This window comes from Streptomyces sp. NPDC031445, from assembly GCF_055581365.1.
Genome location: NZ_JBVIJO010000001.1, coordinates 614,167 through 633,473, shown reverse-complemented (window position 1 = coordinate 633,473; position 19,307 = coordinate 614,167). Strand labels below are relative to the sequence as shown.

General features: G+C 73.9%; 17 protein-coding genes. 9 read left to right on the top strand and 8 right to left on the bottom strand.

Annotation, left to right across the window (positions count from 1 at the left end):
- Window positions 1-26: 26 nt before the first annotated feature.
- Window positions 27-503: an ATP-binding protein gene (locus ACZ5DC_RS02545; RefSeq protein WP_468648616.1), complete on the bottom strand. Its 477-nt coding sequence runs from the start codon at window positions 501-503 to the stop codon at window positions 27-29.
- A 160-nt stretch (window positions 504-663) separates the two neighbouring features.
- Between ACZ5DC_RS02545 and ACZ5DC_RS02540 the strand changes: the two genes are divergently transcribed.
- The gene (locus ACZ5DC_RS02540; protein WP_468648614.1) at window positions 664-1,041 is read left to right on the top strand and encodes an STAS domain-containing protein; all 378 of its coding nucleotides are present in this window, start codon (window positions 664-666) and stop codon (window positions 1,039-1,041) included.
- A gap of 176 nt (window positions 1,042-1,217) precedes the next feature.
- Here ACZ5DC_RS02540 and ACZ5DC_RS02535 read toward each other — a convergent pair whose 3' ends face one another.
- Together ACZ5DC_RS02535 and ACZ5DC_RS02530 are read right to left on the bottom strand one after the other, a co-directional pair.
- Window positions 1,218-1,538, bottom strand: a complete 321-nt coding sequence (locus ACZ5DC_RS02535) for a MerR family transcriptional regulator (protein WP_366752589.1) — start codon at window positions 1,536-1,538, stop codon at window positions 1,218-1,220.
- A 595-nt stretch (window positions 1,539-2,133) separates the two neighbouring features.
- Complete coding sequence (locus ACZ5DC_RS02530) at window positions 2,134-2,622, bottom strand: GNAT family N-acetyltransferase (protein ID WP_468648612.1); 489 nt, start codon at window positions 2,620-2,622, stop codon at window positions 2,134-2,136.
- A 589-nt stretch (window positions 2,623-3,211) separates the two neighbouring features.
- Between ACZ5DC_RS02530 and ACZ5DC_RS02525 the strand changes: the two genes are divergently transcribed.
- Window positions 3,212-4,183 carry an alpha/beta hydrolase gene (locus ACZ5DC_RS02525; RefSeq protein WP_468648610.1) on the top strand — a complete coding sequence of 324 codons (972 nt, stop codon included), beginning with the start codon at window positions 3,212-3,214 and terminating at the stop codon, window positions 4,181-4,183.
- A gap of 134 nt (window positions 4,184-4,317) precedes the next feature.
- Complete coding sequence (locus tag ACZ5DC_RS02520) at window positions 4,318-4,668, top strand: UBP-type zinc finger domain-containing protein (RefSeq protein WP_468648608.1); 351 nt, start codon at window positions 4,318-4,320, stop codon at window positions 4,666-4,668.
- Window positions 4,669-4,853: 185 nt separating this feature from the next.
- Here ACZ5DC_RS02520 and ACZ5DC_RS02515 read toward each other — a convergent pair whose 3' ends face one another.
- Window positions 4,854-5,810 carry an AraC-like ligand-binding domain-containing protein gene (locus ACZ5DC_RS02515; protein ID WP_468648606.1) on the bottom strand — a complete coding sequence of 319 codons (957 nt, stop codon included), beginning with the start codon at window positions 5,808-5,810 and terminating at the stop codon, window positions 4,854-4,856.
- A 466-nt stretch (window positions 5,811-6,276) separates the two neighbouring features.
- On the opposite strand from ACZ5DC_RS02515, the gene ACZ5DC_RS02510 reads away from it, so the two are divergent.
- From ACZ5DC_RS02510 to ACZ5DC_RS02485, 6 genes are all read left to right on the top strand, one after another.
- Complete coding sequence (locus ACZ5DC_RS02510) at window positions 6,277-8,601, top strand: ATP-binding protein (protein ID WP_468648604.1); 2,325 nt, start codon at window positions 6,277-6,279, stop codon at window positions 8,599-8,601.
- A gap of 34 nt (window positions 8,602-8,635) precedes the next feature.
- Complete coding sequence (locus tag ACZ5DC_RS02505; protein ID WP_468648602.1) at window positions 8,636-10,273, top strand: helix-turn-helix domain-containing protein; 1,638 nt, start codon at window positions 8,636-8,638, stop codon at window positions 10,271-10,273.
- Between the two features lie 217 nt (window positions 10,274-10,490).
- Window positions 10,491-10,976 (top strand): DUF1269 domain-containing protein, encoded by a 486-nt coding sequence (locus ACZ5DC_RS02500; protein WP_468648600.1) that lies wholly within the window; start codon window positions 10,491-10,493, stop codon window positions 10,974-10,976.
- Window positions 10,977-11,050: 74 nt separating this feature from the next.
- The gene (locus tag ACZ5DC_RS02495) at window positions 11,051-11,317 is read left to right on the top strand and encodes a WhiB family transcriptional regulator (RefSeq protein ID WP_366752602.1); all 267 of its coding nucleotides are present in this window, start codon (window positions 11,051-11,053) and stop codon (window positions 11,315-11,317) included.
- 128 nt (window positions 11,318-11,445) lie between these two features.
- The gene (locus tag ACZ5DC_RS02490; RefSeq protein ID WP_468648598.1) at window positions 11,446-12,561 is read left to right on the top strand and encodes an AraC-like ligand-binding domain-containing protein; all 1,116 of its coding nucleotides are present in this window, start codon (window positions 11,446-11,448) and stop codon (window positions 12,559-12,561) included.
- Between the two features lie 174 nt (window positions 12,562-12,735).
- A complete protein-coding gene (locus ACZ5DC_RS02485; protein ID WP_468648596.1) occupies window positions 12,736-15,486 on the top strand; it encodes a helix-turn-helix transcriptional regulator in 2,751 nt (916 codons plus the stop codon).
- A gap of 70 nt (window positions 15,487-15,556) precedes the next feature.
- Here the strand turns inward: ACZ5DC_RS02485 and ACZ5DC_RS02480 are convergent, their stop codons facing one another.
- The 4 genes from ACZ5DC_RS02480 to ACZ5DC_RS02465 all read right to left on the bottom strand — a co-directional run bounded on the left by ACZ5DC_RS02480 (window position 15,557) and on the right by ACZ5DC_RS02465 (window position 19,294).
- Complete coding sequence (locus ACZ5DC_RS02480; RefSeq protein ID WP_468648594.1) at window positions 15,557-16,408, bottom strand: alpha/beta fold hydrolase; 852 nt, start codon at window positions 16,406-16,408, stop codon at window positions 15,557-15,559.
- 38 nt (window positions 16,409-16,446) lie between these two features.
- Complete coding sequence (locus ACZ5DC_RS02475) at window positions 16,447-17,172, bottom strand: alpha/beta fold hydrolase (protein WP_468648592.1); 726 nt, start codon at window positions 17,170-17,172, stop codon at window positions 16,447-16,449.
- A gap of 704 nt (window positions 17,173-17,876) precedes the next feature.
- Complete coding sequence (locus ACZ5DC_RS02470) at window positions 17,877-18,359, bottom strand: cupin domain-containing protein (RefSeq protein ID WP_468648590.1); 483 nt, start codon at window positions 18,357-18,359, stop codon at window positions 17,877-17,879.
- A complete protein-coding gene (locus tag ACZ5DC_RS02465) occupies window positions 18,356-19,294 on the bottom strand; it encodes an NADP-dependent oxidoreductase (RefSeq protein WP_468648588.1) in 939 nt (312 codons plus the stop codon). The genes ACZ5DC_RS02470 and ACZ5DC_RS02465 overlap by 4 nt, the downstream gene beginning before the upstream one ends.
- Window positions 19,295-19,307: the final 13 nt, after the last annotated feature.

The window sequence follows — 19,307 nt, the reverse complement described above, 5'->3', positions numbered from 1 at the left end:
CGGGGCTGCGGTGGCCGGCCGCATTCCTAGGGTTCGTCGCGGATGCCCGCCAGGCCGGGGACGTCAGCGAGGGCAATACGGGCGGTGACGCGTTTCCCGACCGGTTCGCGCCGGGCTTCCACGCCCTGCGCGACGGCCATCACGATCTCCAGGCCGTGCTGCCCTACGCGGCCGGCGTCCGAGGCACGCGCCACCGGCAGGACCGGGTCGGAGTCCCACACGACGACCTCCACCACGTCGCCCATGATCCGCAGTTCCATCAGTACGGGTCCGGGCGCGTACTTGCGGGCGTTGGTGACCAGTTCGCTGACCACGAGCTGGGTGAGGTCCACGGCACGCTGCGAGACCGGTACGCCTTGCCCGCTCCGGGCACGGGCGAGGAAACCTGCGGCCAGATGGCGAGCCCGGGCGATGCAGGCGCCGTCCCCCTCCAGCGCCACGGCGGTCTGCAGGACACGGGCGTCAGGCGCGGTGTCGTCCTCCCCGGCCGGGCCTGACTCCATCACAGCCGCCATTCGTTCCCCGTTCACAACGCCCCGCGCGTACCCCCGCAACCGAGGTTCACGCCTTGCCCGCCTTGTTGACTGTGCCACACAAAGACTCCGCCCGTACCATTCCGGGCGGCACTGCGTACGACGGCGTGAATATGCCAGGATCACCTATATGGCTGAGGCAGAGATGACCCATACCGGACCCGCTGAGCCGCCGGACCGACTGTCGGTCGTGTCCACGACCGTCGACGGCATCCGCGTAGTGACCGTGGCCGGAGAGATCGACCACCACACCGGCGACGCACTCCGCCAGGCCCTGGACGCCTTCCGTACCCCCCGCCCCCGCGTCGTGGTCGACCTGCACCAGGTCACCTTCATAGACTCCAGCGGCATCAACATCCTCATCGCCGCTCACCTCGCTCTCCGCGAAGCCGACGGCTGGCTGCGCCTGGCCGCACCCGGCGAGTCCGTGCTGCGCACCCTGAACATCGTCGGCGTCGACACCCTCATCGACTGCCGGGAGACGCTCCCCCAAGCCCTCGGCAACTGACGCTTCAGCGCCGGCCTCTCCATCGAGGGACGGCAGGCGGCGCGGGCTGCCACGCCGAAGGGGGAGGTTGGCCGCGAGCTGGACCTCTTCGCCCTCACCGCTCCTTCTCCCCGGGCCCGCCCGTCCGCACCCGGTGACTTGCGGTGGGGTTTCCCGGCCGCCTCGTCCGCCGGCGGCTAGCCGCCTTCGGCGCGCAGTTGCTCGTTGATGCGCTGGGCCTCTGCGAGCTGGTCTTCGAGGATGACGATGCGGCAGGCGGCCTCTATCGCGGTGCCCTGGTCGACGAGTTCGCGGGCGCGAGCGGCGATGCGCAGTTGGTAACGGGAGTAGCGGCGGTGGCCGCCTTCGGAGCGCAGCGGGGTGATCAGACGGTGTTCGCCGAGGGCGCGGAGGAAGGCGGGGGTGGTGCCGAGCATCTCGGCGGCCCGGCCCATCGTGTAGGCGGGGTAGTCGTCATCGTCGAGGGGGACGATGGGACGGGAACTGGCAGGGGGCATAGACCTCTTCTTCCAGGGACGCGTCGGGGGGCCCGGATGCCACATGGCACCCGGGCCCCGAGCTTTCAACACCATCTACCGGCCGACTGCGCCGGCCTTCTGTGTCCGCACGTTCCGCCTGGAAGGACGGGACTGCGGGGATCGCGGATGCGTGACCGGGGACCACCTTCCAATCCGGGGTCTTGCGGTACCCGGGCGGACTGCTTCCTCGCCCGGGCGATCCTGATGGCGTTCGGCTCCTTACCTTCGATTACTCGGTTGTACAGCTGGATACCGCGGGTACTGCTCGCGGCCCCCGTGGGGCCGTGTCCTGCTTGACCTGCTCGCACGGCAGTTCGTGTCTGCCGTGCCCTCTTCGACTTCCTGCGTACGACGAAAACAGTAACCCCGCTACGGGCCAATGTCTACCGCAGCCATGACAGTTTTTCTCCATGGAGTGCGCGTCTGCTTCTGCCACAGGTACACCAGCAAGGACGCTCACTCGAATGGCGGTCCCCACTTCCCGGGACCGCGCGTGCGACGGAGGCACTGCGTGCTGCCGGTGGCCAGCCGGCCCCCGGCACGATCGTCCGGTGCCCTGCGAACCGGTGTCGCGTCACTGCGGAGGAATGCGGAACTCGAATTCGGGACGGTCCCACGGCACGGCGGGCGGGTTCGCGAACACGGTCCCGGTCCGCACCGCACCTGCGCGGTGGTAGAAGTCCTCGGCGGGACGATGCGACACGACCTTGACACGGTCCAGCCCGGCGGCCCGGGCCTCGGACTGCATGTGCGCGACGAGCAGTCGTCCGATACCCCGTCCTTGCGCTTCGTCGGCGACGAACAGCAGGTCGAGTTCCGGTGGAGCGAGGACGAGCGAGTAGAACCCGAGGACCCGGCCTGCATGCTCGTCGGCCCCGACGGCCACGAACGTGCGGTGGGCCTCGATGTAATCGGGGCCGACCCGGTAGCCCGCGACGGCGGCTGCGTACATACCCTGGTAGGCGCCTGAGCCGCGCACGAGCCGCGTGAGCCGCTTGGCATCCCGCGCGACGGCCCTTCGTATGGTGATCGGCCGGCTGACCGGGGCAGTGCGTGGACTCATCGGGAGAGTATTGCGCACCGGGGGGTGCCGTCATGTGGCGGGTGGCCGCTCGGGCAGGACTCCCGCACCGCTTCCGGGAACCGCCTGCCCAGGCCCCGGTCGACCGAGGCACCGCGGCCCTGCACCGGCCGCCCGCCGTAGCGGCTTGGACGCCCGGACCCCTGCCACCGTCCGCTTCCAGGGGCGGTGCGTCGCGGACCGCGGGCATCCGGGCTCCCTCCGCGCCGTGGCGTCGCCGGCGGGACGCACTGCCACGAGTCCCTGCGCGCCGGTGCGCGCCCGTGCGGCGAACGCCAGGCGCACGGCCGCCGAGGACGTGCCGGTCGGTGCACGGCCGGGGCACCGGGAGTGCACGGCGGCGCCCGGATGCCGTCCGGCGGTCCGGCCGGCACCGAGCCCCCTGGTGCCAGCCGCCACCCGGCCCGCCCGCACTCCTGATTGTGCGCGGGGTGGTCAGAGTCCGTGCGCACGCACGCAAGAGGTGGCCCGGCAGCGGCCATAGCGTGGCCGCAGTCCAGTGGATCCCGCATCCGGTGGGCATGGCCGCGCCGGGACCACCGGCACATCCACGACGTCTCAGGAGTGTGCAATGTCTTACGTGTACGAGCCGGTGCAGCCGGTGCTGGAGCCCGCCGCGGCGGCGTTCGCCGAGGCGACCGGCAAGCCGCCGTACCTGGCCGACCTGGGCCCGGTCGAGGGCCGCAAGACGGTCGACGAGGTGCAGTCCGGCGACATCGCCAAGCCCGCGGTGGACGACGAGTGGATCACCGTCGAGGGCGGGCCGACCGGCTCGGTGCGGGCCCGGATCGTCAAGCCGGCCGGGGCCGGGGGCACGTTGCCCGTCATCCTCTACATCCACGGCGCCGGCTGGGTGTTCGGCAACGCCCACACCCACGACCGCCTGGTCCGCGAGCTCGCCGTCGGCGCCAACGCGGCCGTGGTCTTCCCCGAGTACGACCTCTCCCCCGAGGTCCGCTACCCGGTCGCCATCGAGCAGAACTACGCGGTCGCCCGGTGGATCGTGAAGGACGGCGCCGGCAAGGGCCTGGACGCGTCCCGCCTCGCCGTGGCCGGTGACTCGGTCGGCGGCAACATGGCCGCGGCGCTGACGCTGATGGCCAAGGAGCGCGGTGACGTCTCCCTGGTGCAGCAGGTGCTGTTCTACCCGGTCACGGACGCGAGCTTCGAGACCGGCTCCTACCACCAGTTCGCGGAGGGCTACTTCCTGCGCCGCGACGGCATGCAGTGGTTCTGGGACCAGTACACCACCGACGAGTCCGAGCGCGCCCAGATCACCGCCTCCCCGCTGCGTGCCACCACCGAGCAGCTCGCCGGCCTGCCCCAGGCCCTGGTCATCACCGCCGAGGCGGACGTGCTGCGCGACGAGGGCGAGGCGTACGCGTCCAAGCTGCGCCAGGCCGGCGTCGCCGTCACCGCCGTCCGCGTCGAAGGCGTCATCCACGACTTCGTGATGCTCAACGCCCTGCGTGAGACCCACGGCGCGGAACTCGCCATCACCCTGGCGGCCCGCACGCTGCACACCGCCCTGCACACCAGCTGACCGCAGGCCGGCGCGCACGGAGCAGTACCGTGCGCGGGGAAAGGCGGTCAGCCCACCGGCCGGCCGCCTTTCGCCGTACGACCGGCCGCCGCCCCGCTCCCCCTTCCCCCTGCCCCACACCCCGTGGAGAGACAGTGACGACTTCCAACGGCATCGACCCCGACGTCCCGCCCAGCGGCACCGGCTGCGTGGAGTGCGAAGCCACCGGCGGCTGGTGGTTCCACCTGCGGCGCTGCGCGGGCTGCGGTCACATCGGCTGCTGCGACGACTCCCCCTCCAAGCACGCCACCGCCCACGCCCGCACGAGCGGCCACCCGTTCATCCAGAGCTTCGAACCCGGCGAGGACTGGTTCTGGGACTACGACACGTCGACCCTGTACGAGACGGGGCCGCGGCTCGCTCCGCCGCACAGCCATCCGGCCGACCAGCCCGTTCCCGGACCCGCGGGACGCGTGCCGGCCGACTGGCAGGACCAGCTGGGCTGACCCGGGCCGCCCCCGCCCCCTGCCGCCCGGCCTCGGGCGAGGGTACCGGTGGCAGGGCGCGGGCGCCGGTTGGATCGGTGGACCGCGGTGGGCCGTCGTCGCCGGGCCGCTGCCGGCCGGCCCCCGCCGTCCCGACCGCGCCGGCCACCCCGCCCACCCCCTCGGCCGGGCGGAGCGTCCGTGCGTCAGGCCTGGAGGCGGACGCTGCGCCACTCGCGGGGCGAGAGGCCGTAGGCACCGCGGAACGCCCGGCTGAAGTGGGTCGGGTTGACGAACCCCCAGCGCTGGGCGACGGCGGACACGGTGGGCGTGGTGCGGCCGCGCCGCGCCAGTTCACGGGCGCACTTCTCGAGGCGGCGCCGCTGTATCAGCCGGCTGACGGTGATGCCCTCGTCCTGGAAGAGCCGGTGCAGGTACCGCACCGAGATGTTGTGTGCCTTGGCCACGGACTCGGGTGACAGGGCCGGGTCGCCGAGGTTCTGGTCGATGAACGCGCGGACGCGCGCCACGAGGTGGTTGCCGGTGCTGCCGTCGCCCTGGGCCTTCGCCTCCGTCTGCTCGGCGACCAGGGTGGAGAAGAGGTCGACGAGACCGTTGGCCAGCCCGCCCGAGGCCGAGGGCGAGTACTTGTGCGCGGAGGCCACGACCGTGAGGATGAACGGCTTCAGGACCGCGGCGCACCCCCGTCTCGTACTCATGACCCTGCCCATGACGGCGTCCAGCTCGGCGTCCGTGAGGGCGAGCATGCGGCGCGGGATGTACACGACGCGCAGCGAGAAGGGCTCGGGGTTGTCCATGAGGCACGGGCGGGCCGTGCCGTAGACGAAGAGGTCGCCCGGTCCGGCCGTCCCCTCGTGGCCGTTCTGCGCGAGGACGGTCCTGCCCGTCGTCTGCACGCCCACGGCCACGAAGGGTTCCGGGGAGCGCTTGATGTGTGCGGCCGTCCGCCGGACCCGCTGTGCGTCGGCTTCCACGGTGGTCACCCGCAGCCCGCCGATCCTGTCGGTGACGATCCGCCCCCGGAAGGAGCTCTCCTTGTCCGGGACGACGCTCACGGGCACCAGCGCACGACCGAGGGCGTCGCGCCAGTAGGCGCCTTTCTGCTCGCCGGGCACCAAGGCCGTCGTCAACACCGGGCTCATCCGGTACTCCTCTCCCACCACATGACACTGGCGGGGACCGGTGCCTGGCACGGTGCGGGCCGGCGTCCAGGCCGACCGCGGAACGTCCCGTCGGCTCCCTCGGCGACGGGTGCCAGGCGACGACCTCGCGGCCTGCGTCCCCGCACCGGACAGCCAAGCGGCCGGCCTGCGCGATCACCAGGCACGAAGCAGGCAGTCCGGACGAATCGTGAGCCACCGGCCCCCGCCGGGCGGGGCGACCGGGCCCGGCCACGCGTGACCACGTCACCCGCGGCACCTCGTTGACCGGCTGCGCACGGCTCGTTGCACCAGCGCGAACTCCGGCCCCCCGGCGCCCTTCTCACAGGCGCTTCCCGTACGGCCCGGCATAGCCTGAACTCGCATCAGCCGGCACGACCAGGGGCCGCTTGATGCCACTTCATCTGTTGGAACTCCGGTCAGCAGACAGTGGCGAGGTGCCTTGAACATGACAGCCGTGGAACCCGTGCGCGCGGCGGCGGAGCCGGCCTTCGGCTCCGTTCTCAGGGAGCTGCGTCTGGCGGCCTCACTCACCATCGAGGGACTGGCCGAGGCCAGCGGCGTGAGCGTCCGGGGCATCAGCGACCTGGAGCGCGGACACCGTACGGCGCCGCGGCGGCGCACCCTCACCGCCCTCGCGCGCGGCCTCCGCCTGTCCGGGCCCGGTCTGCGGCGTTTCCTGGGGGCGGCCCGCGCCGGGCGCAGCGACGCGTACACCCCGGTCGGTGTCCAGGCCGTACCGCAGGGCGTGCCCGGCTTCGTCGGCAGGGAGCGGGAGCTGTCCCGGTTCGCCGAACTGGCGGCGCTCGCGGCGCGCGGGCGCGCGGGGAACGGCGAGGGTTCCGCGTCCGCCGCGGGCACGGCACCGGTGGTCGTGGCGGTGTCCGGCCCGCCGGGCGTGGGCAAGACGACGCTGGCGCTGCAGGCCGCGCGCCGGCTCGCCGGCCGCTTCCCCGACGGCCAGCTGGTGGTGGACATGCGGGGGCTGGACGACGAGGCGCCCACGCCGGTGCAGCTGATGCTCGGCGTCCTGCGGGCCCTGCGGGTGACCGACCGTGAGCTGGGCACCGCCGGGCCCGAGGGCTACATCCCCCTCTACCGGCAGACGATGGCGCAGCGGCGCTTCGTGCTGGTCCTCGACAACGCCCGGGACGAGGCGCAGGTGCGCCCGCTCCTACCCGCCGCCGGCGAGGGCGTGGTGATCGTGACCAGCCGGCGCATGCTCGCCGGTCTGGAGGGTGTGCACCGTGTTCCCCTGGACGTCCTGAGCGCGGCCGAGGCCACGGCGCTCCTGACGAGGCTCGGGGGCAACGAGTACGCGGCGGCCGCTGCCGGGGAACTGGAGCGGATCGCGCTGCTCTGCGGGCGCCTGCCGCTCGCCCTGCGCCTGGCGGGGCACTGGCTGGCCACGCGCAGGACCGGGCCGGTGGCCCGCCCCGCGGATCCGCTGGCGCCGGCCGCGGAGGGCTGGGGCCGCATGGTCGCGGGAGACGTGCGGGTGTCCGGGGCCTTCGACCTGTCGTACCGGCAGCTGAGTGACGCCGCCGGCCGCATGTTCCGGCGGCTGGCGCTGGTGCCGGGTCCCGACGTCTCCGCCGCGGGAGCGGCGCGGTTGTGCGGACAGCCCCTCTTCGACGCCGAGGACGCCTTGGAGGAACTGGTGGAGGCGGGGCTGCTGGGCGTCGAGCGGGACCGCTACCGCATGCACGACCTGCTGCGGCTCCACGCGGGGAACAAGCTGGGCGAGGAGGAGGACGCGGCCGCCGTGGCACGGGCCGGAAAGGCCCTGCACGACTGGCTGCTGCGGACCGCGATCGTGGCCGGCCGGTGGTACGAGCCGGGTTACGGGGCGCCGCCGGCCGGCTGGGACGGAGACGTCGACCTGTCCACGGCGGACAAGGGCCGTGCGTGGCTTCAGGAGGAGAGCGCGAACTGGCTGGCCGCGCTGCGCGCCGCGGCGGCCTCGGGCCGGCACGCGACGGTGGTGGAGGTGGCGGAGTCCCTGCACTGGTTCTCGGACCAGTGGGTGTTCTGGGGCCACTGGCCCGAGGTGTTCGCCGTCTCCGCCGACAGCGCGGAGCGGACCGGCGACCCGGTCCTGCACGCCACCCACCTCAACTACCTGGCCTGGGCGCGCCTGGTGTGCGAAGGACGCTACCGGGACAGCCTCGCGCTCTCCACCAGGGCCCTCGACGTCGCGCGGCTGGCCGGCGACCGGCGGCAGCAGGCGTGGGCCCACTTCTACCGGGCCTGGGCACACCGCAAACTCTCCACGTACGGAACGGCGGCCGACCACATGAGCCGGGCGGGCCGTCTCTTCGACTCGGTGGGCGACCTCGAAGGGGGCCTGTCCGCCCGGCACGGGGTCGCGCTGATCCTGACGGAAGCCGGCCACGCCGAGGAGGCGTTCGACGCCTTCCGCCGGGCCCTGGAGTACATCGACGCGGCGAGGGACCGTCTGGAGCCGCACGCGGTCGTCTTCGCCCGGATCGGGATCCACGGGGGCATGGCGGACTGCTGCGAGCGGCTGGGCAGGTCCAAGGAGGCCGTGTTCCACCGGCGCACGGCCGTCGGGCTCAGCGCCGAGAGCGGCAACACCGGTTTGCAGAGCCGCGATCTGCACCGGCTGGGCGTCATGCTGCTGGAGCTGGGACGCACGGCGGACGCGCGGGCCGTCTTCGCCCGCGTCATCGCTCTGGGGCCCTCCGCGGACCCGCGGGTCGTCCGGGAGGCCGCCGCACGGCTCGAAGCCCTCGACGCCGTCGCCCTCTGACCGTGTTCGCGCAAGACCGTGGGGAGCCGCGAGGGTGAGTGAGGGGACACACGAGTTCGGCGTGCTGTTGCGACGCCTGCGGACGGACCGGCTGCTGACCATGGAGGGCCTCGCCAGGGCTTCGGGGGTGAGCGTCCGGGGCATCGGGGACCTCGAACGGGGCCGGCGCGCCGCCCCGCAGCGGCGCACGGTGGCCGCGCTCGCGGCCGGCCTGCGCCTGGACGAGGAGCAGCGCCGGCGCCTGCTGGCCGCGGCGCGCGCCGACCGTTCCGGGTCGGCGCCTCCCGTGTCGGTCCGTACGCTCCCGCGCGGCATCGACGATTTCGTCGGACGGCGGCACGAACTGGCCGCGCTGGCGGCCGCGGCGACGGCCCTCGCCGCGGCACCCGACGCCGCGGCCGGCGGGCCCCGGCCCACGGTCGTGGCCGTGTCGGCTCCGCCGGGCATGGGCAAGACCGCGCTGGCGCTGCAGGCGGCCCGGGTCCTCGCGGGCCACTTCCCGGACGGCCGGGTGGTGATGGATCTGCGGGGCATGGACGAGGATCCGCCGTCGGCGACGGACGTCATGCTGAGCGTGCTCAAGGAGTTCCACGTCGCGGACGCCGAGATCGTGCAGGCGGGTGCCGCCGGACGGGCCGCGCTCTACGAGAGCGCCCTCGGCGACCGGCGGTGCCTGCTGATATTCGACAACGCCCGCGACGAGTCCCAGATCGCCCCGCTGCTGCCCCGGCGGGGCCGGGTCCTGTGCGTGGTGACCAGCCGCAAGGTGCTCACCGGTCTGCGGGACGTGCGGCGCATGAGTCTGGGGGAACTGTCTCCAGGGGAAGCCGTCGCCTTCCTCGGCGGGATGATCGGGGAGGAGCGCGCCCGCCGGGAAGCCGCTGCCCTCGGTGAGGTGGCCCTGCGGTGCGGGTACCTGCCCCTGGCCCTGCGGATCGCCGGCAGCCGGCTCGCGACGCGTACCGGCCTGAGCGTGCGCCTCCTGGCCGACCGGCTCGCCGTGGACCGGCGCCGGCTCGACGTCCTGGTGGCCGGGGACCGCAAGGTCTCGGCGGCGTTCGACCTGTCCTACCGTCAACTCACGCCCGACGCCGCCCGGTTGTTCAGGCGTCTGTCCGTCGTGCCCGGCGCGGACGCCGGTGCGGCCTGCGCCGCGCATCTGCTCGGCCAGGGCCTGTCCCGCGCCGAGGACGTCCTCGGCGAACTCGTCGGGGCCGGCCTCCTCGAGGCCGTCGGCGACCGCTTCCGGCTGCACGATCTCCTGCGTCTGTACGCGCACAACCGTCTGGAGGCCGCGGAAGGGGAGGCCGGAGCCGAACGCGTGCGGGCCGGCCTGTACCGCTGGCTGCTGGAGACGACCGTCGCGGCCGGCCGGTGGTTCGAACCGGGACGCGCGGCCCCTCCGTCGTCCCGGCGGGGGCTGGTGGACCTGTCCTCCGCCGATCTCGCCGGTCGGTGGCTGCGCAGTCAGGGCACGAACTGGCTGGCCGCGTTGCGCGCCGCGGCGGACGCGGGAGAACACTCCGTGGTGGTGGAGGTGGCGGAGTCCGTGCGCTGGTTCTCCGGCCGGTGGATCCTCTGGGGCCACTGGCCGGAGGTGTTCCGGATGGCCGCGTCCAGCGCCGGCAGGCTCGGCGACGGGGCAGCCGGAACCATCCGCCTCGGCCCCTGACCGCGCGGACGGAATTCCGCGACGGGCGCGCGCCCGCTCCTCCCCGGACCGGGCTCACGGCGCGCGCCCGTCCCGTCGGCAAGCGGGCGTGCGGCGGCGTTTCTGCCTCTGCGTGCATCGATGTGTGCTGACACCGCACGCCGGGACGGCCGGGCCTGAAAAACGCCGCAGACGCCTCTTTACTGGGACGCACAGCCGCGAACGGAAAGGTTTATCGATGGCCACGCTGACGGTCTGGAAATTCGACACGCCGGAAAGTGCGGAGCAGGTGGAGCAGACACTGCTCGGGTTGCAGAAGCAGGAACTGATCACCGTGGTGGACGCCGCCACCGTCAGCTGGCCCGAGACGGCGAAGAAGCCCAGGACCAGGCAACTGACCGATCTGGTCGGGGCGGGTGCCCTGTCCGGCTCCTTCTGGGGGCTGCTCTTCGGCCTCATCTTCCTCATGCCGCTGCTCGGCGCCGCCGTGGGCGCCGCGGCCGGCGCCCTGGGCGGCAAGCTGACCGACGTGGGCATCGACGACGACTTCATCGAGTCGGTGAAGGCGCAAGTGACCCGCGGTACGTCCGCGTTGTTCCTGCTGACCCAGGACGAGGTGCTCGACCGGGTGAAGGAGGCGTTCCCCACGGAGCACGCCGAGCTCATCCGCTCGAACCTCGACCGGGACCAGGAAGCCCGCCTGCGCGAGGTCTTCGAGGGCTGAACTCCACCGAGGGGCGGGCCGGTCCTCCACGGGAAGGAACTGGGGCAGCGCCAAGCGAGAGAGGAAGGAATCTCGTGAAATCCACCACCAAGCCACTGTTGCGTTTCTGGGAATGGCAGGCCCAAGCCGCTTGCCGTGGCATGAAGAGTTCGATGTTCTTTTCTCCGGCGGGCGAGCGCGGAAGTGCCCGCAGGCGCAGGGAGGCGCGCGCCATCGCCGTCTGCCGTGGCTGCCCGGTCCAGTCCGACTGCCGGTCCTTCGCCGAGAACTCCCGGCAGGCGTACGGCGTCTGGGGCGGTTCGACCGAACGGCAGCGCCGCGCCCTCGGCCCCGGCGGCTGAACCGGGCCCGGAAGCGCACGACGGGGTGCGCGGCCGGACGGTTCGCGTATCTGGAACGTTCACGCGATGTACCGGCGTCCGGCGGCTGGCACGGTGTCCTGAGGCAGACAGGCTGAGGGGCAGGACACGTGCCGGCAGACGCAATCACACCGGGCAGGACACCGGGCAGGACCAGGAACTCGTTCAGCGCTCGTTACTCCACCGACGCGGTGCCCGAGCACCACAGGGCGGCTTACTGGTCCGACGCCCTGGCCCGCACGTTCGCGGGTGCCGAAGCCTCCGTCCCGGGTGGCCGCTGCCGGGGCAGGCTCCAGACCACCCGGCTCGGCCCGGTACAGGTGGTCACCGTCGAGGGCGGTCCCGTGCGGATACGCCGGCCCGCGCAGCCGGCCGAGTCCCCGCCCGACGGCTGCCTGATGGTCATGTCCCTGTTCGAGGGCGGCGCCGTCGTGAGCCAGGGGCACCGGGAGACGCGCGTGGGGCCCGGTGAGACCGTCTTCTACGACGCCACCCACCCCATGCGCATCGCCTTCACCGGCACCTTCCGCGTGGCCTGCCTGGTCTTCCCCCGGGGGCTGATCGGCCTGACGGAGACGCGCCTGAAGCGGGTGCTGGCGACGCCGATCAGCGGGTGCGCGCCCTCCGCCGTGCTGCTGTCGCCGCTGCTCGCCCGCCTCGGGGACACCGTCGCGAAGCTGCCGCCCGGCACCAGCGAGGTACTGGTGCGCCACGTCGTGGGCCTGCTCTCCGTCCTCGCCGAGGAGCAGCTGCCCGAGGAGGTCCCGCTGCCCGGGGGCGCACAGGACCTGCTCGCCCGCGTGAAGTCGTACATCGACCAGAGGCTCGGCGATCCGGACCTGACCCTGCTGTCCATAGCCCGCAGCCACCACATCTCGACCCGCTACCTGCACAAGCTCTTCGAGTCCGAGGACACCACGGCCAGCCGGTGGATCCAGCGCCGCCGGTTGCAGCGGTGCCGGCGCGAGCTGGCCCGTCAGGGGTCCGCCGCCATGACCATCTCCGCCATAGCGCGCCAGTCCGGTTTCTCCAGCGCGGCCCACTTCAGCCGCGCCTTCCGCAGGATGTACGGGATGTCGCCGGCCGAGTGGCGGGAGAAGGCGCTCCTGGACGGTGAGCCCACGCCTGCCGGAGGAGCCGCCGCCCACCGGGCCGGGGCGGAACAGCGGGTGCCGCGCCTGAGTGCGCTTCCGGCCCGACGGCCGTCCGGGACCGCCGCGGCCTGATGCGGTCGGCCGCCCTCCCGGCCAAGGGGGCTTTTCCCGTCATCCCTGTGTTTTTCGGCCGAACTCGCCTGTGCGTGCGATAGTGAACCCCCGGCGCGTCGTGCGGGGCGCACGCACCGGTCGGTGTGGTACGGCCTGGCCTCGGCCGGGTGCTCGTGGAGGAAGGGAACGCCTGTGACGGCGGCGGGGCAATCGCTGTCCAGAAGCGGTCTGCGCGGCCGGGAAGCCGAGGTGGAGCGGCTCCGGACGCTGGCCGGCTCGGTGGCCCGTACGGGCAGCGCGGCCCTGGCGCTGATCTCGGGCGAGGCGGGCATCGGCAAGACGGCGCTGCTCGAGGACTGCGCCGGACACGCGGAAGCGCTGGGCTTCTCCGTCGGCCTGGGCAGGGCCGACGAACTGCACCACCTGGTGCCGCTCTCCTCGCTGCTGGCCTGCCTCACCCACCATGACCGGCCACTGCTGTCGGACGAGGCGTTCGCGGATCTGTCACGGGGTCACGACCACCGGATCTGGCTGGTGCAGCACCTGGCGGAGCAGATCGAGGCGCTGGCGGCGCGCACCCCGGTGCTCATCGGTCTGGACGACGTGCAATGGGCCGATCCGCTGAGCCGCTTCGTCCTGACGCAGCTCCCGGCACGCGTGCGCGCCTCGCCCGTGCTGTGGCTGCTGACCAGGCGTCAGCATCCGTCCCGGGAGGCGGACGAGACGCTCGCCGCCGCGTCCCGCGCCCTGCCGGCCGTCGACGTGCGCCTGGGCCCCCTCTCGTCGTCGGCCATCGAGCAGCTGGCGGACGACGTGCTGGGGACGGACGTCGACGAACAGGTGCGCGGCCTGCTCGCGGGCGCCGGAGGCAATCCCTTCCTGGCGGTCGAACTGCTCACGGGACTGCGGTCCACGAACCCCTCCGGTGAGCCGGTGCCGACGGGCCTGGTGGCCGGTGTCCGCGGCAGGCTTTCGGCCCTCTCCCCCGGCACGCTGCGCTTCCTGGAGATCGGGGCCGTGCTGGGGCGCAGGTTCCGCTTCCAGGACGCCGTCGCGCTGAGCGGCCGGCCCTCGCTGGACATGGTCGGGATGCTGGACGAGGCGGTACGCGTCAACGTACTCGCCGACGAGGGGGACTTCCTGGTCTTCCGTCACGACCTGCTGCGCCAGGCGGTCTACGCCGGCATCCCGCCCTGCGACCGCCGGGCGCTGCACCGGGAGGCCGCCGAGCAGCTCGTCGCCGCCGGTCACCAGCCCATCGAGGCCGTCTCCCACCTGCTCACCGGGGCACTGCCCGGTGACGAGCAGGCGGTCTCGCTGCTGCGGCGAGCCGCCGAGGACGTGCTGCCCGTGACCCCGGGCCTCGCCGCCGACCTGCTCGTCCGCGCGCTGAAACTGACACCGCCGCGGAGCCCCGCCGGCTATGACGTCGGCGAGCGGGTGATCGTGGCCCTGACCCGGGCCGGGCGGAACAAGGAGGCGCTGGCGACCGGGGAACGGCTCCTCGCGCGGCAGCCCCCGCCGGACCTGTCCAGCCGCCTCCAGGCGGCGATCGGTGCCACCTTGTGGAACCTGGACCGGGCCGAGGACCTGCGGCGCCGCGTCGACACCGCGCTCGCGGCCGGCGGCGCCGGTCCGAAGACCGCGGCGCGGCTGACGGCCCTGCGCGCCCTGGCCCGCTCCCGCGGCAACGACCTGTCCGCCGCGCGGGCGGACGGCGAGGCGGCGCTACGGCAGGCCGTCGCGACCGGCGACAGCGAGGCACACGTCCAGGCGCTGTTCGGGCTCGGTGAGACGGCACTCAACGCCGGCGAGACGGCCGAGGCCCTGACCCTGTTCACCACCCTCGGCGCGGTCGATCCCGCGTACCTGCCCGAGGAGATCATGGCGTGTCAGCACCTGGACGACTTCGCGCGCGGTGAGCGCCTGCTCGCCCGGGCGACGAGCCGGAAGGACGGTTCGCTCCGCGAGGGCATGCTGCTGTGGGCCCAGGGACACCAGCGTCTGGGGCTCGGACGGCTCGACGACGCCGAGGCCGAATTCGTCACCGTCGAACGCCTGGAGAACGAGGTCGGTGCGCCGGTGCACCAGGTCAACGCCCGGGTCATCCGGTCCCGCATCGGCCTGCTGCGCGGCGACCGGCAGGCGGCGCGGCGCGACCTGGCCGCGGCGCGGGAACGGCTGGCGGCGAAGCCGAATCCCGGCAACACCGCCGCCGTACGGTTCCTGGAGGCACTCCACGCCCGTGCCGCGGACGATCACGCACTGGCCCTGGAGCGGCTCCGGGAGGTCCAGCGGCACGACGTCCTGATGCGGTGGCGCCTGCTGCGCGCCTGGGTGGACGACGCGGTCCGCATCGCCCTGCGGGGCGGCGACCGCGAGCTGGCCGAGGATCTCGCCGCGCAGGCCGAGGCGCACGCCGCCCGCAACCCGGACGTGCCCACCGCCACGGGTCTGGCGGCGCAGGCACGGGGGCTGGTCGCCAACGACGTCGACCTGCTCCGGCGCTCCGTGACCCTCCTGCGGGGCGGTCCCCGGCCGCTGAACCGGGCGGCGGCGCTCGTCGACCTGGGGACGGCGCTGGTGAACGCCGGTCTGCGGACGGAGGCCGCCGAGGCCCTGACGGAGACGCGGGCCACGTACGCCGAGGCGGGGGCCCATGCCGCCGCGGCGCGGGCGCACGGCCTGTCGGGACGTGCGGGAAGGCGCGCCCGGCGGGTGCCGGCCGGCCCGCGTCCGGCCCACGGCTGGGAGGCGCTGACGGCGTCGGAGCGGAAGGTCGCGCGCCTGGTCGCCGCGGGCCACACCAACCGTTCGGCAGCCGACCTGCTCGTCGTGTCGCCGCACACGGTCAACACCCACCTGTCCTCTGTCTTCCGCAAGCTGTCCGTCAACTCCCGCGTCCAGCTCACGCGCGTGGTCGCCGCCTCGGAGGACGACTGACCGGCGCACCGGGTCCGTTCGCGGGAGGCGACCCCGGCGCACATGGGCCCCTACGCCCCCGCCCGCCCGCTCAGTGGCCGGCGCGCACGGACCGCACGGCGTCGAGGATCACGTCGGTCACCGCGCGTGGGTCGCTGACGGCGACGGCGTGCGGGGCGTGGACGGCGGTGGTGCGGGCCCTGGCCCGGGTGGCCATCCAACGCTGGGCGGCGGGCGGGATGTTGCGGTCCTCGGTGGCGATGAGGTACCACGTGGGCAGCTCCTTCCAGGCGGCCGCGGTGGCGCGTTCCCGCAGGGCGGCCACGGTGACCGGACGCTGCCCCACGGCCATCACCTCCGCCGTGGCGGCGGGGACGCCCGCGGCGAACTGCCGGTGGAACAGGTCCTGGCGGATGAGGAGTTCGTCGCCCTGACCGCCGCCGGGCAGCGGGTACTTCCGGGTGACGGTGGTGCGCGCCAGGGAGCTTCCCGGGTAGGTGTCGGTCAGCCCGGCCGCGCTCTCGCCGGCGTCGGGGACGAAGGCGGCGATGTAGACGAGGGCCTTGACGTGGGCGGCGCCGACGGCGGCACGGCTGATCACGGAGCCGCCGTAGGAGTGGCCGACGAGGACGACGGGGCCCTCGATGGTGTCGAGGACGCTGCGGAGGTGGGCGGCGTCACCGGCCAGTGAGCGCAGGGGTACCGGCGGGGCGACGACGCGGTGCCCCCGCTCGATCAGCCGCGCGACGACGGAGGCCCAGCTGGAGGCGTCGGTGAAGGCGCCGTGGGCGAGGACGACGGTGGGGCGGGCCGCGTCGGGGGCGGCCGGGGCGGTCGTACCGGCCGGGGCGGGTGCCGGGGTGGCGCGGGCGGGGCCGGTGGCGCCGAGGGCGGCCGCGCCGGCCAGCAGGGTCACGGTGCGCCGTGACAGGGGTGTGTTCATCGGTGGCTTCCCGAGGGGTGTGTGCGGTGCGCGGGCTGCTACTTGGTGGTGGCGGCGACGGCTTCTTCGATGAGGGCGATGACGCGGGCGGGGTGGGCGAGCATGACGAGGTGGGAGGAGTCGACCTCGATGGTGGTCATGCCGGCGCGCCGGTAGCCGAAGCGTTCGACGTCGGGGTTGATGGTGTGGTCGGAGGAGGAGACCAGGCCCCAGGAGGGCTTGGTCTTCCACGCGGCGGCGGGGGCGGCGTCGGCGAAGGCCTGGGCGGCGAGGGGGCGCTGGGAGACGGCGAGGACCCTGGCGAGTTCCGGGTCGACGTCGGCGGCGAAGATGGCGGGGAACTTGTCGACCTCGACGGAGACGTCGGTGCCGGGGGTGTCGGAGCCCTCGATGGGGAAGGGCGTGTAGACGAGGGCGGCGGCGAGGTCGGAGTCGGGGAAGCGGCCCTGGAGTTCGCCGAGGCTCTCACCGGCCTCCAGGGCGTAGCCGGAGAGGTAGACGAGGGCCTGGACGTTGTCCTCGACGCCGGCGACGGTGATGACGGCGCCGCCGTAGGAGTGGCCGACCAGGACGACGGGGCCGTCGATCTGGCGGATGACGGAGGAGATGTAGGCGGCGTCGCCGATGAGGCTGCGGTTGGGTACGGCGGGGGCGACGACGTTCAGGCCGCGCTGGAGCAGACCGGGGATGACGGCGGCGTAGCTGGAGGCGTCGGCGAACGCGCCGTGGACGAGGACGACGGTCGGCTTCTGGGCACGGGACATGGCGGAACTCGATTCTCTTGGTCCGGTGAAGGCGGTACGCGCCCCTGCGCGGGGGCGGAGGCCGTGGGCCTGAGGAGAACCTAGGACCGGGCGGAGCCGGGACTTTTCTCTGCGCGCCCCGGGGGTGGCCTCTGCGCGCCACACCGCGGAAGGCGGCCCGGACGGGGAGCCGCCTCGTACCGGGGGCCGACCGGGCCGTGCCGGCCGGGAGAGGGCACCGCACCCGCACCGCTGACAGGGAACGCGGGTGGTCCGGCACCCCGCGGCCCCGCCGCCGCACTGGACGGGAGGACCCGTGCCCCCCCCTCCGGAGGCGGTGCCGTGGCGGTTCCCGCCCACGGAAGCGGACGCCGCGGCCCGGCACGGGTGCACCCCGCCGTCTCCCCCGCGGGGCGTCGCGCGAAGCACGCGGTGCGGCCTGTGCCGACATGCGTGCCGAGCGGCACGACCGCACCGGCCCTCGATGACGGCCACCCCGCCCGCCGCTTCGTCGAGACCGGCCCGCCCACCCAGCTCGTCACCGGCACCACGCCGACCCGCACGGCCGCGCCCGGGGTACCGGCACTCGACGATCCCCGCCCGCAGCGCCCACGACCGGCATCACACTCCTGCACTCGGCCCGGCACGCTCGTCACGCGTCCGTCCGGCCGGGCGGAGGTCGGCAGACCTGCCGGGCCGGCGGGGGACGGCGCGGTGGGGCGCGGCTATGGCGTCGGGTCGTCGACCTTGAGCTTGGCTCCGGTGTCGGCGACGAAGACGACCAGGAGCCGGGCCCGCCGGGTCTGGCTGGTGTTCTCGGTGAGGACGTGGTGGGCGCCCGGCTCCTCGACCCAGTTCTCGCCCTGGTGGTACGTGTGCACCGGCTTGCCTCCGAGCCTGCTGCGCACGGTGCCTTCGAGGACGTAGGCGTAGACGAACGCCTGGCCGTGCCGGTGCGGCATCGCGCGGGCGTCGGGCGGGAAGTCGACGATCGCCGAGGTGAACGTCTTGCCCTTCACGTTCGGAAGTGCCTGCTGGAGCAGCGGTGTGAGGGTTTCGGCGGGGCGTGTCGACGCCATGGCCTGAGGGGATGCCGCGGCCGGGGTCGGCCGGACGGCGTGGGCGGGCGGGCCGGTGGTCGAGCAGGCCGTGGCCGTGGCCAGCGCGGCGGCGGCCAGCAGACCGCCGGCGATCCGGGTGCCGATCATGACGGGTCTCCTGTTCGGTCGTCCGTGACGCGGATGATCGTCCTGCCCGGGGCGTGGGTGCCGGGGGCGAACGCGGCGGGTGCCTCGGCGAGCGGCCGCACGGCACCGACGAGCGGCTTGAGCCGGCCGTCCCTGAGCCGCGCGGCGAGGTCGGTGAGCCGGGCGCGGTCGGGTTCGACGACGAAGAAGACGGCCCGCCCGTCCTTGGGCCGGGTCGTGGGCGGCGCGGCGATGGTGACGAGCGTGCCGCCGGGGCGGACCAGGGCGGCCGAGCGGTCGAGGATGTCGCCGCCGATCACGTCGAACACGACGTCGGCCTCGCCGGCCTCCTCCAGCTTCCCGGTCTCCAGGTCGATGAAGGTGTCGACGCCCAGTGCGAGCGCCCTCTCCCGGGCGGAGGACCGGCCGGTGCCGATGACGCGGGCGCCGGCCCCGCGGGCGAGCTGTACCGCGATCGAGCCCACGCCGCCCGCGGCGCCGTGGATCAGGACGGTCTGGCCCGTGGTGAGCCGGCCGTGGTCGAACAGGCCCTGCCAGGCGGTGAGCCCGGAGATCGGCAGTGCGGCGGCCAGGGTGTGGTCGATGCCGGCGGGCAGCGGGGCGAGGTTGCGGGCCTCCACGGCGGTGTACTCGGCGAGGGTGCCGTCGCGCGCCCAGTCGGCCAGGCCGAACACCCGCTGTCCGACGGTGAGGCCGGTGGTGCCGTACCCCAGCTCGGCGACGACGCCCGAGAGCTCGTGTCCGGGCACGCTCGGCGTCCGGTCGCGGCCGGCGCGATCGGTCCACGTGGCGGGCCAGTCCAGCTCTCCGGGGGTGAAGCCGGCGGCGTGCACCCGCACGATGACGTCGTTCTCGGCGGCGTGCGGGTAGGGCAGGTCCGTCAGGGACATCCCGCCGGTACCGGCGGCACGGTCCCGGACTGTGATGGCTTGCATACAGGTCCTTACG

Coding starts and splice junctions, on each gene's coding strand:
- ACZ5DC_RS02465 (WP_468648588.1), bottom strand. CDS start 19,294: ATGCAAGCCATCACAGTCCGGGACCGTGCCGCCGGTACCGGCGGGATG.
- ACZ5DC_RS02510 (WP_468648604.1), top strand. CDS start 6,277: ATGACAGCCGTGGAACCCGTGCGCGCGGCGGCGGAGCCGGCCTTCGGC.
- ACZ5DC_RS02525 (WP_468648610.1), top strand. CDS start 3,212: ATGTCTTACGTGTACGAGCCGGTGCAGCCGGTGCTGGAGCCCGCCGCG.
- ACZ5DC_RS02470 (WP_468648590.1), bottom strand. CDS start 18,359: ATGATCGGCACCCGGATCGCCGGCGGTCTGCTGGCCGCCGCCGCGCTG.
- ACZ5DC_RS02545 (WP_468648616.1), bottom strand. CDS start 503: ATGGAGTCAGGCCCGGCCGGGGAGGACGACACCGCGCCTGACGCCCGT.
- ACZ5DC_RS02480 (WP_468648594.1), bottom strand. CDS start 16,408: ATGAACACACCCCTGTCACGGCGCACCGTGACCCTGCTGGCCGGCGCG.
- ACZ5DC_RS02535 (WP_366752589.1), bottom strand. CDS start 1,538: ATGCCCCCTGCCAGTTCCCGTCCCATCGTCCCCCTCGACGATGACGAC.
- ACZ5DC_RS02500 (WP_468648600.1), top strand. CDS start 10,491: ATGGCCACGCTGACGGTCTGGAAATTCGACACGCCGGAAAGTGCGGAG.
- ACZ5DC_RS02475 (WP_468648592.1), bottom strand. CDS start 17,172: ATGTCCCGTGCCCAGAAGCCGACCGTCGTCCTCGTCCACGGCGCGTTC.
- ACZ5DC_RS02530 (WP_468648612.1), bottom strand. CDS start 2,622: ATGAGTCCACGCACTGCCCCGGTCAGCCGGCCGATCACCATACGAAGG.
- ACZ5DC_RS02540 (WP_468648614.1), top strand. CDS start 664: ATGGCTGAGGCAGAGATGACCCATACCGGACCCGCTGAGCCGCCGGAC.
- ACZ5DC_RS02515 (WP_468648606.1), bottom strand. CDS start 5,810: ATGAGCCCGGTGTTGACGACGGCCTTGGTGCCCGGCGAGCAGAAAGGC.